An 11,940-nucleotide genomic window follows, 5' to 3' on the forward strand; every position below is an offset into this window, starting at 1 on the left:
TGCGAAAGCAGTTGGGGTTTTGTTTTGTCCGCAGGAAAGTTCGTACAACAACATCGGACAGGTCCACGCTGTCACAGTCTCCCGACAATGCTAAGGTTCGGCCCTAGCATTTGTATTTTCCAAGGAAGCCTTTATGCCGGACGCGACGTCCCTCAGTGCTGGTTTTATGGTGGTTCACGGCAACCGCCTGGACGAGTTGCGCAGCCTGGTGGTCAGTTGGATGCGGCGCTATCCGTTGGCTCCCTTGGAAAATGAAATCGCACTGGTGCAGAGCAACGGCATAGCCCAATGGCTAAAGTTGGCGCTGGCAGAAGACGCTGAAGATGATGATATGGGCGGCTGCGGAATCGCCGCCGCCATCGACGTGCAGCTACCCGGTAGCTTCATGTGGCAGCTTTATCGCATGGTCTTGGGGCGTGATGAAATTCCAGTCAAGTCGCTGCTCGACAAAGCCCCGCTGACCTGGCGTCTGATGCGCCTGCTGCCGCAGTTGATCAATCAACCGCACTTCGAACCGCTACAACGATTTCTTACCAACGACACTGATCTGCGCAAGCGCTATCAGTTGGCTGAGCGGCTGGCCGATCTGTTCGACCAATATCAGGTGTACCGCGCTGACTGGCTCGAAGACTGGGCGGAAGGTCGCCATCAGTTACGCAATGGCAGAGGTGAAACGAACCCGCTCACACCGGCCAATTGCTGGCAGGCAGAATTGTGGCGTGCGCTGCTACTGGATGTCGGTGACGAAGGTATGGCGCAGAGCCGTGCCGGTGTCCATCAGCGGTTTATCGAGCGCATAAACAGTCTCGACGTCGCCCCCGATGGATTGCCCTCCCGAGTGATTGTTTTCGGGATTTCCTCCCTGCCCGCTCAAGCTCTGGAAGCCTTGGCCGGGCTGGCTCGATTCAGTCAGGTTCTGCTGTGCGTCCATAACCCGTGTCGTCACCACTGGGCGGACATCGTTGCCGATAAGGACCTGTTGCGGCACCAGTACAAACGACAGGCTCGCAAGAGTGGCATGCCGGTTGTCCTCGATCCTCAAACCCTTCATCAGCACGCGCATCCATTACTGGCTGCATGGGGCAAGCAGGGGCGCGACTACATCAACCTGCTCGACAGCTACGACGATCCCAACAGCTATCGCTCAGCGTTTCGCGACGGTCGCATCGACTTGTTCAGCGACAGCCTGCCTCTGAACATGCTCAACCAGTTGCAGGACGACATCCTTGAATTGCGTCCACTGAACGAAACGCGCGAACGCTGGCCAGCCATAGATCTTGAGAAAGATGAGTCGATTCGTTTTCACATCGCTCACAGCGCTCAGCGTGAAGTAGAGATCCTTCACGACCAGTTGCTCGCGCGCTTCAGTGCCGATCCACAATTGCGTCCTCGCGATGTGATTGTGATGGTCCCGGATATCGACAGTTATGCACCGCATATTCGGGCGGTGTTCGGTCAACTGGAACGTAATGATCCGCGCTTCATTCCCTTCACGCTGGCTGACCAAGGCCAGCGCGGGCGCGATCCACTGCTGATCGCTGTCGAGCATCTGCTGAAGCTGCCCGACAGTCGTTTCCCGGTCAGCGAGATCCTCGATCTGCTGGACGTTCCGGCGCTACGTGCCCGCTTTGGTGTCGAGGAGCGCGACCTGCCGACCCTGCACGGCTGGATCGAAGGTGCAGGTATCCGCTGGGGAATGAATGCCGAGCAGCGTGCGGGCCTCGGGTTACCTGAAGCGCTGGAGCAAAACAGTTGGCGTTTCGGCCTGCGACGCATGTTGCTGGGCTATGCCGTCGGCGGTGCCAACGCTTGTGCCGGGATCGAGCCTTACGATGAGATCGGTGGTCTCGACGCTGCGCTCATCGGCCCGTTGGTTGCGCTGCTGGATGCGTTGGAAGTTGCCCATCAGGAACTGACGCAGCCGGCGTCGCCACAACAATGGAGCTTGCGCTTGCAGGCATTGGTGTCGCTGTTCTTCCAGGCCAGTAACGAGCACGACGACTTCTTGCTGACTCAACTGGAAGAGTTGCGCGAAGCCTGGCTCGAGAATTGTGAATCGGTAGGCCTGCAAGATGAACTACCGCTGACTGTCGTCCGTGAAGCGTGGCTTGCCGGTCTCGATCAAGGGCGTTTGTCCCAACGCTTTCTCGCCGGTGCGGTGAATTTCTGCACCTTGATGCCGATGCGAGCGATTCCTTTCAAACTCGTGTGCTTGCTGGGCATGAACGATGGCGACTACCCGCGTGCGCAACCGCCGCTGGACTTTGACCTCATGGGCAGTGACTACCGCCCCGGCGATCGATCGCGGCGTGAAGATGATCGCTACCTATTGCTCGAAGCCCTGTTGTCGGCACGGGACCAGCTCTATATCAGTTGGGTCGGCCGCAGTATTCGTGATAACAGCGAGCGCCCGGCATCGGTCCTGATCGGCCAGCTCCGCGATCACCTTGCCAGTGGCTGGCGATTGAGAGATGCCGACGAAGACCTGCTTGAAGCCATCACTCAAGAGCATCCGCTGCAACCTTTCAGTGCCCGTTACTTCCATGAAGGCGATGAGTTGTTCAGCTACGCCAATGAATGGCAGGTGCTGCACCTCGCTTCGGCGCAAGTGACGGATGTCGAGATTCTTGATCCTCACGTACAAGAGGAGCCGCTGAGTCTCGGGCAACTCCAGGATTTCCTGCGCAACCCGGTGCGGCATTTTTTCAGTCAGCGCTTGAAGGTGTTCTTCGAGGCCGCCGAAGTGCCTTTGGCGGACGAGGAGCCCTTTGTGCTCGACGCCTTGCAACGCTATAGCCTCAGCGACAGTTTGCTTGAGGCTGCATTGGCTGATCTGGACGACACCGATCAGGCACTTGAAGCGCAGGCCCGACGTTTGCAAAACAGCGGGTTGCTGCCCATGGCCGGATTTGGCGAATGCCTTCAACGAGAGCTGATCGAGCCGTTACCGGATCTGCTGCAGCGTTACCAGCAGCTTCTGGCTTTATGGCCAACACCATTGACCAGTGCTCTGCCGGTGAGCCTGGAGTTGCATGACCTGCGCCTTGAAGGTTGGCTCAGCGGTCTGCATCAACGGGCTGATGGTGGCTTGCTGTCTGTCACTACGATCCCCAACAGCATTGGTTCGATCAAATCACGTAAATGGCATCGCCTGACGCGGCCCTGGGTCAATCATCTGGTCGCTTGTGCCAGCGGTCTGTCGATGACCACGGCGTTGGTGGCCAGTGACGACAGTCTGCTACTCGCTCCAATGGAGGCGGATTCAGCACGACGGATGCTGGGCGACCTGTTGCAAGCCTGGCAATCCGGTATGCGCCAACCCCTGCCGATTGCGGTCAAGACAGCCTTCGCCTGGCTCGGCCAAACCGAACCGGTCAAAGCTGAAGCGGCAGCTCGCAAGGCCTATGAGGGCGATGGATTGACCACGGACGGTGAACGACGCGAAAGTGTTGCGCTGGCTCGCCAATTTGCCGATTACGACGCGTTGATCGCCGACGAGACTTTCGTCGATTGGTGCAATGCGCTCTACCGACCATTGCTTGAAGCCCCTTGGCGTTCGATGTCCAGCGAGGAGGCGCGCCCATGACCACCAAGACACCGCTTGCGCTCGCATTCCCGCTGCGTGGCAGTCAGCTGATCGAAGCCAGCGCCGGGACCGGCAAGACTTTCACTATCTCCGCGCTGTACCTGCGCTTGGTCCTCGGCCATGGTGGGGAAGACAATGGCTTCGGGCGCGAATTGTTGCCTCCGCAAATCCTTGTCGTGACCTTTACTGATGCCGCCACCAAGGAACTGCGTGAGCGTATTCGCACTCGCCTGGCTGAGGCCGCCCGATTTTTCCGTGATGAAACCCCTGCACCCGACGGCTTGATTGCCGAATTGCGTGAACAGTACGTGCCGGAGCAGTGGCCCGGCTGCGCCAATCGACTGGACATTGCCGCGCAGTGGATGGATGAAGCCGCGGTTTCGACGATTCACAGTTGGTGCCAGCGCATGTTGCGCGAGCACGCCTTCGACAGTGGCAGCCTGTTTACCCAGACCCTGGAAACCGATCACAGCGATTTGCTCGGTGAAGTCCTGCGCGACTATTGGCGTCTGTTCTGTTACCCGATGCAGGGCGATGCGCTGAATTGGGTGCGTAGCAATTGGGGCGGCCCGGCGGCGTTGCTGCCGCGCGTTCGCGGACTGTTTGCCAGCGAGCGCGACAACGTTGAAGGCAAAGAACCTGCCGAGCTGATCACCGAGTGTTTGCAGGAACGACGGGTCGCATTGCTGGAACTCAAGATGCCTTGGCGGCAATGGGCTGACGAGTTGCTCGCCATCTGCCACGAAGGCGTCGCGAGCAAGAGTGTCGACGGTCGCAAGATGCAGGCGCGTTACTTCGAGCCCTGGTTCGAGAAGATCAAAGCCTGGGCAGAAGACGAATCCCTTGAGCAACTGGACATCGGTACCGGCTTCACGCGGCTGACTCCCGACGGCATGGCGGAAGCCTGGAAGAAAGGCGACGTCCCCAACCATCCAGGGCTGGACGCAATGCCTGCTCTGAAAGCCTGTCTTGATGGTTTGCCGACACCGGATGCCGCTGTGCTGCAACACGCCGCCCATTGGGTCGGCGCACGGTTTGAGGAAGAAAAGCGTCGTCGTGCGGAAATGGGCTTCGACGACATGCTTCTACGCCTCGATGCAGCATTGCAAGCCGATGGTGGCGAGCGCCTGGCGACCTTGATCCGCGAACAGTTTCCGGTGGCGCTGATCGACGAATTCCAGGACACCGACCCGGTGCAGTACCGGATCTTCGAGAGCATCTATCGCATCGAAGACAACAATCCCGAGAGCGGCCTGTTCCTGATCGGTGATCCGAAGCAGGCGATCTACGCCTTCCGCGGCGCCGACATCTATACCTACCTGCGCGCCCGTCAGGCGACTTCTGGTCGCTTGCATACGTTGGGCACTAACTTTCGATCCAGTCACGGCATGGTCAGCGCCGTGAACCATGTGTTTGAACGCGCCGAGACTCGCGAAGCGGGGCGCGGAGCCTTCCTGTTTCGTGAGCGCAATGGCGATAACCCCGTACCGTTTTTGCCCGTTGAGTCCCAGGGTCGCAAAGAGGTTCTGCACATCGGCGGTCAGGTCGTGCCCGCGCTCAACATCTGGCATTTGCCTGCCGAGCAGCCATTGTCCGGCGCGGTGTATCGACAACAATTGGCTGCCACGTGTGCCAGTGAAATCACCGCATTGCTCAACGGTGGGCAACAGGGGCGGGCCGGGTTTGTGCGAGACGGCAAGGATTTCCGAGGGCTGCTTCCCGCGGATATCGCGATCCTGGTTCGCGATGGCAAGGAAGCGCAGGCCGTGCGCGCCGAGCTCTCTGCGCGCGGTGTGCGCAGCGTCTATCTGTCGGACAAGGATTCGGTGTTCGCTGCCCAGGAAGCTCACGATGTGCTGACGTGGCTCAAAGCCTGCGCCGAACCGGATGTCGAACGCCCCCTGCGCGCCGCATTGGCCTGCATCACGCTGAATCTTTCGTTGCCGGAACTGGAGCGACTCAATCAGGACGAACTGGCCTGGGAAGCACGGGTCATGCAGTTCCGCGGCTATCGCGAGATCTGGCGCAAGCAGGGCGTGCTGCCCATGCTGCGCCGCTTGCTGCATGACTTCCAGTTGCCCCAGGCATTGATCGCGCGCAGCGATGGCGAGCGGGTGTTGACCAACCTTTTGCACCTTTGCGAATTGCTGCAACAGGCCGCCGCCGAGTTGGATGGCGAACAAGCACTGATCCGTCATTTGTCCGAGCATCTGGCGCTGTCCGGTCAGGCCGGCGAAGAGCAAATACTGCGTCTGGAAAGTGATGAACAACTGGTCAAGGTCGTGACCATCCACAAGTCCAAGGGGCTTGAATATCCTTTGGTGTTCCTGCCGTTCATTTGCTCGGCGAAACCCGTGGATGGCAGTCGGTTGCCGCTGCATTACCACGATGCGACCGGCAAAGCCCAAGTGACCTTGAGCCCGACCGCCGAGTTGATTGCCCTGGCCGATGATGAGCGACTGGCGGAAGACCTGCGCTTGCTTTATGTAGCCCTGACACGGGCGCAACATGCCTGCTGGCTGGGGGTGACGGACCTCAAGCGTGGCAATAACAACAGCTCGGTGCTGCATCTTTCGGCGTTGGGTTATCTGTTGGGCGGCGGCGCGGCATTGAGCGAGTCTTCGGGACTCACTCGTTGGCTGCAAGACCTGCAACAGGACTGTCCTGCGCTGGGCTACGGCGAAATGCCTGAAGCTACGACAGAGCATTACCAGCCACCGCAAAACGAAGTGGCCTTGCTCGCCCCGTTGATTCCGAAACGCAAGGCCAGCGAAAACTGGTGGATCGCCTCTTACAGCGCCTTGCGCCTGAGCGACAACCTGAGCATCGGCAGTGATGAGGCGCCCGAGAGTCCACAGGCACAGAAACTTTTCGACGATGAACGTCTCGATCCGCAGGCTCCCCGGGAGATGGTTGCCGGCGGCGCGGATATACATCGATTCCCTCGTGGTCCGAATCCGGGCACTTTCCTCCATGGCTTGCTCGAATGGGCTGGCGACGAAGGTTTTGGCGCCACGCCGCAGGCCGTGGAGGACGCCATCGCCCGTCGCTGTAATCGTCGCGGCTGGGAAGGCTGGATAACCACGCTAAGCGACTGGCTGCAGCATTTGCTCAGGTCACCGATGCCTGTTGGTGTCGGGCAACCCCCGGTGATGCTTGAGCAGCTGACCCAGTACCAGGTCGAAATGGAGTTCTGGTTCGCCAGCCACAAGGTCGATGTACTCAAGCTCGATTCGCTGGTGTGCCAATACACGCACAACGGCGTGGCCCGGATGGCTGCCGAACCGGTGTTGCTCAACGGCATGTTCAAGGGCTTCATCGATCTGACGTTCGAACACGGCGGCCGCTACTACGTCGCCGACTACAAATCCAACTGGCTCGGCATCGACGACCAGGCCTACACCGAGCAAGCCATGGAGCAGTCGATCCTCGACAACCGATACGACCTGCAATACGTGTTGTACCTGTTGGCCCTGCATCGACAGCTCAAGGCCCGGCTTGCCGATTACGATTACGACCGGCATGTCGGCGGCGCGTTGTATCTGTTCCTGCGCGGTACGCGCGCGCCCAGCCAGGGCGTGTATTTTGCCCGTCCGCCGAGAGAGCTGATCGAGCGACTGGATCGGATGTTTCAAGGTAAACCGGAGCCGAAGGCCGAACCGGCGTGGGAACAGGGAGTATTGCTATGAGCCGCACATTCGCCGATCTGTTGCCCACGCCGTTGGCTTCTGACAGCCTGGCCGACCTCGCCCCGTTGAATCGCGCCGATGATTTGCTGCTGTTGCTCACGCGCTGGGTCGAGCGTGGCTGGTTGCGCGCGCTGGACAAAGCCTTCGTTGCCTTCCTTCATGAACTGGCACCGGATGATGATCCGTTGGTGTTGCTGGCAGCGGCTTTGACCAGTCACCAATTGGGTCATGGGCATGTCTGCCTGGATCTGTTCGAGACATTGAAAGAACCGGACTTCGCCCTGTCGCTGCCACCGGAAGGTGATCTGCACAGTGGCGCGATGTTGCTGCCCTCTCAATTACTTGAGGCGCTGGACGGCGCGCATTGGTGCAAGGTGCTGGCCTCCAGCAGCCTGGTCGCCCTGGCGGCCGATGGGCGTGAGGCCGCGCAGCAACGACCGTTGGTATTGTCTGGCAAGCGGCTGTATTTGCGCCGCTACTGGGCATACGAGCGGCGTATCGATCACTCGTTGCGTCAACGTCTGGCGGAGCACGAAGCAACACCGGCCGACTTGCTCCAGCGCCTTACCGGTCTGTTCGGTCCGGCCAAACCCGGTGAAGTGATCGACTGGCAGAAACTTGCCTGTGCCCTCGCTACACGTGGCGCTTTCAGTATCGTCACCGGTGGTCCGGGCACCGGCAAGACCACCACGGTCGTGCGTTTGCTGGCGTTGCTCCAGGCACCGGCCGTGGAGGCTGGCAAGCCGCTGCGCATTCGCCTGGCCGCGCCGACCGGCAAAGCCGCTGCGCGCCTGACCGAGTCGATCAGCCAGCAGGTCCAGACGCTGAAAGTCAGCGAAGACGTACGCAACAAAATCCCGTCAGACGTCACCACGGTTCACCGCCTGCTTGGCAGCCGTCCCGGTACGCGACATTTCCGGCACCACGCGGGCAATCGCTTGCCGCTGGATGTGCTGGTGGTGGACGAAGCCTCGATGATCGACCTGGAGATGATGGCGAATCTGCTCGACGCGCTGCCACCTCACGCCCGACTGGTGCTGTTGGGGGACAAGGATCAATTGGCGTCGGTAGAAGCCGGTGCGGTGCTTGGCGATTTATGTCGCGATGCCGAGGCCGGCTGGTACAACCCGCAGACACGCCAGTGGCTGGAGGCGGTCAGCGGCGAAAGCCTGGAGACAAGCGGGTTGCAGGAGGACACCCAGGGCACTCATCCACTGGCCCAGCAAGTGGTGATGCTGCGCCACTCGCGCCGGTTTGGCGAAGGCAGCGGCATTGGCCAGTTAGCCCGTTGGGTCAACCAGCAGCAGCCCGAAGAGGCGCGCAAGTTGCTGGCGGCGCGCAGTCACGGCGATGTGTTTTGCCTGTCCCTCAAGAATGAACAGGATCGGGCGCTGGAGCGTTTGTTGCTCGAAGGTCATGGCGATGGACCGCAGGGCTATCGGCATTACTTGAGCCTGCTGCGCAATCAGCGGCCAGCGCTCGACAGTCCGCTGGAGGATTCGCGCTGGACTGATTGGGCTCGACAAGTCTTGCAAGCCTTCGATGCCTTCCAGCTATTGTGCGCGGTCCGCAAAGGTCCGTGGGGTGTCGAGGGTTTGAATCTGCGAGTGACCGAGGCGTTGCTCAAGGCCCGACTGATCGATAGCGATCAGCAGTGGTACGAGGGACGGCCGGTGCTGATGACGCGCAATGATTACGGCCTGGGCTTGATGAATGGCGATATCGGCATCGCGCTCAAACTTCCCGAGCGTGATGGACCAGAAGCGGGCAAGCAGGTTCTTCGAGTGGCGTTCCCGCGCAATGACGGGCAGGGCGGGGTGCGATTTGTTCTGCCCAGCCGACTCAATGATGTCGAAACCGTTTACGCCATGACGGTGCATAAATCCCAAGGTTCGGAATTTGCCCATACTGCGCTGATTCTGCCGGATGCCCTGAATCCGGTGCTCACCAAGGAGCTGATCTATACCGGCATCACCCGGGCCAAGGACTGGTTCACCTTGATCGAACCGCGTGCCGGTGTGTTTGAAGAGGCGGTGAGACGCAAGGTCAAACGCTTGAGCGGGTTGATGCTGGAGCTAAAAGAGGGCGGCGATACCCCGGAGTGAAATAAGCGCTGGAATCTGTCCGAAGTGCCATGGTGCGCGGCCTCGCTGGGGTTCCATCGCTATGCTATCGTTGCGGCATCATTTAGTTACGATCGAAGAGAATCCCTGCATGAAGGTGGCTGTCTGGACGACAGAGCGTGTGATTGGTTGCAAACAAGCACTGCTCGCCGGCCTTCTCTGTTTGTTGTCTGGCGCCGTTTGCGCGCAACCACAAACCCCACCGAGCATGGCCGATCAGCGTGCCCGGTCGGTTACCCAAGTCGTTCTCGGAATTCTCAGTTACGCCCGTTGGCCGGTTGAGCCAGCACAACTTCGCCTGTGTGTGGTCGGCCCCACCGAATACACCGATGATCTGGTCAAAGGCACGACTCAAGCGACGGGCCGGCCCGTGACCGTGCAACGGCTTTTGGCCGACAACCCATCCATCGCCGGTGAGTGCGATGCGGTGTACATCGGCAAGTTGACCAGCGAAGAGCGCAGTCAGCTATTCGCCTCGCTGATCGGGCGTCCTGTTCTGAGCATCAGCGAAAGCGACGATCAATGCACCGTAGGCAGTCTGTTTTGTCTGCGAGTCGCGGATGATCAAGTGTCCTTCGAGGTCAATCTCGATTCCGTCGCCCGCAGCGGTGTGCGCATTCATCCGAGCGTGCTGCAATTGTCCCGTCGCAAACCGGCGGCGCCATGAGTTTATTCAAACCGGGAATTCGCCCGAGCCTGCACTCGGTCATCGGTCGCGGTCATTTGATCGTTGCGCTGGTGGGTGTGGCGATGGCCAGTGTTTCACTGACACTGCTGGGCGTTCTGGCCTTGCGGGTGTATGCCGACCACAACCTGCACCTGATCGCGCGTTCGATCAACTACACCGTGGAAGCGGCGGTGGTGTTCAACGACAAAGTCGCCGCCACCGAGGCGCTGGCATTGATCGCCTCCACTGAAGAGGTGGCTGATGCCCGGGTCCTGGATGCACGGGGCCAGTTGTTGGCGCGCTGGCAGCGACCGGAAACCGGATTGCTGACCACCCTCGAAATGCAACTGGCCAAGGCCTTTCTGGAAAAACCCATCAGCATGCCGATCGTTCATCAGGGCCGGGAAATTGGCCGCATTGAACTCACCGGACATGGCGGCAGCCTGATGCGCTTTTTGCTCAGCGGTCTGGTGGGGATTGTCCTGTGCACGGCGATCAGCGCATGGGTGGCGCTCTACCTGGCTCGTCGGCAGTTGCACGGGATCACCGGGCCATTACGCAGCCTGGCTTCGGTGGCTCACGCCGCACGCAGCGAGCGAGCCTTCGACCAGCGTGTTCCCGCCGCCGCCATCGCCGAACTCGACAATCTGGGTAACGACTTCAATGCCCTGCTCGATGAACTCGAGTCTTGGCAGACTCACCTGCAAAGCGAAAACGAAACGCTCGCTCACCAAGCCAACCATGACAGCCTCACAGGCTTGCCGAACCGGGCATTTTTCGAAGGACGTCTGAAGCGTGCGGTGCGCAACGCCCACAAACTGAATGAGCGGGTGGCCGTGTTGTTTCTCGACAGTGACCGGTTCAAGGAAATCAACGACGGCTTTGGCCATGCGGCGGGCGATGCGGTGCTGGTGGCCGTGGCCGATCGTGTCCGGGCACAACTGCGGGAAGAAGATCTGGTAGCTCGATTGGGCGGTGACGAATTTGCCGTGCTGCTCACACCTCTACACAAGACCGAAGACGCCGAACGGATTGCCGACAAAATCATTGCCAGCATGGAACAACCGATTTCATTGCCGGACGATAACCAGGTGTTGACCTCACTCAGTATCGGCATCGCCGTGTTCCCCGATCATGGGGGCACACCGGACGCTCTGCTCAATGCTGCCGATGGGGCCATGTATCAAGCCAAACGCCTTGCCCGAGGCGCACAGCACACGGCAGGGTCGGAGCACTCTGTCGCCGATGTTCAAATCAGGAGCTGATTTTCGTGTTCTCACTTATTCCACAGTCCTTGCGACTTTTTACCATCACGCTATTAATGGCGGTGTTGTCGCTGTCCGGTTGCCAGTCGGTGCCGCAAAAAGGCCTGACCCCGGCGCAGATTGCCGTATTGAAACAGCAAGGTTTCGAGCTGACTGACGAGGGTTGGGCATTCGGCCTGTCCGGCAAAGTGCTGTTTGGCAGTGACGTCGATAGCTTGAATGCGCAGAGCAGCGAAATCGTCTCGCGCATCGGCAAGTCATTGCTGGGTGTCGGGATCGAGCGCGTGAGAGTCGATGGTCACACCGATGCGTCGGGTAAAGAGTCCTACAACGAACAGCTTTCCCTACGTCGCGCAAAAAGCGTCGGCGCGGTGTTGGCCGCTGCCGGCATGAAGCAGGAGAACATCCAGTTACGGGGGCTCGGCAGCAGCGAGCCCGTGGCCTCCAACGACACCGCTTCCGGGCGCACTGAAAACCGCCGGGTATCGATCGTGGTGAGTGCTGATTGATCATTTGTACAATTTGTTGTTGTATCAGTTCTGAAACATGACAAAGGTAGGCTCAGGGACCGATCCGAATTTTTCATTTGGTTTTTAATCGTTTGTATCAG

Annotated in this window: 6 protein-coding genes; all 6 read left to right on the top strand. The window is 59.7% G+C overall.

Going from position 1 to position 11,940, the window contains the following annotated elements:
• Positions 1-133: 133 nt before the first annotated feature.
• The 6 genes from recC to V6Z53_RS05860 all read left to right on the top strand — a co-directional run bounded on the left by recC (position 134) and on the right by V6Z53_RS05860 (position 11,839).
• Positions 134-3,586, top strand: a complete 3,453-nt coding sequence (gene recC / locus V6Z53_RS05835) for an exodeoxyribonuclease V subunit gamma (protein WP_338584575.1) — start codon at positions 134-136, stop codon at positions 3,584-3,586.
• Positions 3,583-7,275 carry an exodeoxyribonuclease V subunit beta gene (gene recB, locus V6Z53_RS05840; protein ID WP_338584576.1) on the top strand — a complete coding sequence of 1,231 codons (3,693 nt, stop codon included), beginning with the start codon at positions 3,583-3,585 and terminating at the stop codon, positions 7,273-7,275. The genes recC and recB overlap by 4 nt, the downstream gene beginning before the upstream one ends.
• A complete protein-coding gene (recD, locus tag V6Z53_RS05845) occupies positions 7,272-9,380 on the top strand; it encodes an exodeoxyribonuclease V subunit alpha (RefSeq protein ID WP_338584577.1) in 2,109 nt (702 codons plus the stop codon). Before recB ends, recD begins: the two co-directional genes overlap by 4 nt.
• A 109-nt stretch (positions 9,381-9,489) precedes the next feature.
• Positions 9,490-10,065, top strand: coding sequence for a YfiR family protein (locus tag V6Z53_RS05850; protein WP_338584578.1), 576 nt, complete (start codon positions 9,490-9,492; stop codon positions 10,063-10,065).
• The gene (locus V6Z53_RS05855; RefSeq protein ID WP_338584579.1) at positions 10,062-11,330 is read left to right on the top strand and encodes a diguanylate cyclase; all 1,269 of its coding nucleotides are present in this window, start codon (positions 10,062-10,064) and stop codon (positions 11,328-11,330) included. The genes V6Z53_RS05850 and V6Z53_RS05855 overlap by 4 nt, the downstream gene beginning before the upstream one ends.
• 5 nt (positions 11,331-11,335) lie before the next feature.
• Entirely contained in the window at positions 11,336-11,839 is a 504-nt protein-coding gene (locus V6Z53_RS05860; protein WP_338584580.1) for an OmpA family protein, read from the top strand.
• Positions 11,840-11,940: the final 101 nt, after the last annotated feature.

The sequence above is a fragment of the Pseudomonas sp. MAG733B genome, from assembly GCF_036884845.1.
In the GTDB taxonomy this organism is placed as follows: Bacteria; Pseudomonadota; Gammaproteobacteria; order Pseudomonadales; family Pseudomonadaceae; genus Aquipseudomonas.

Excerpts from the sequence above, each read along its gene's own strand:
- recC (WP_338584575.1), top strand. The coding sequence starts at position 134 with ATGCCGGACGCGACGTCCCTCAGTGCTGGTTTTATGGTGGTTCACGGC.
- recD (WP_338584577.1), top strand. The coding sequence starts at position 7,272 with ATGAGCCGCACATTCGCCGATCTGTTGCCCACGCCGTTGGCTTCTGAC.
- recB (WP_338584576.1), top strand. The coding sequence starts at position 3,583 with ATGACCACCAAGACACCGCTTGCGCTCGCATTCCCGCTGCGTGGCAGT.
- V6Z53_RS05850 (WP_338584578.1), top strand. The coding sequence starts at position 9,490 with ATGAAGGTGGCTGTCTGGACGACAGAGCGTGTGATTGGTTGCAAACAA.
- V6Z53_RS05855 (WP_338584579.1), top strand. The coding sequence starts at position 10,062 with ATGAGTTTATTCAAACCGGGAATTCGCCCGAGCCTGCACTCGGTCATC.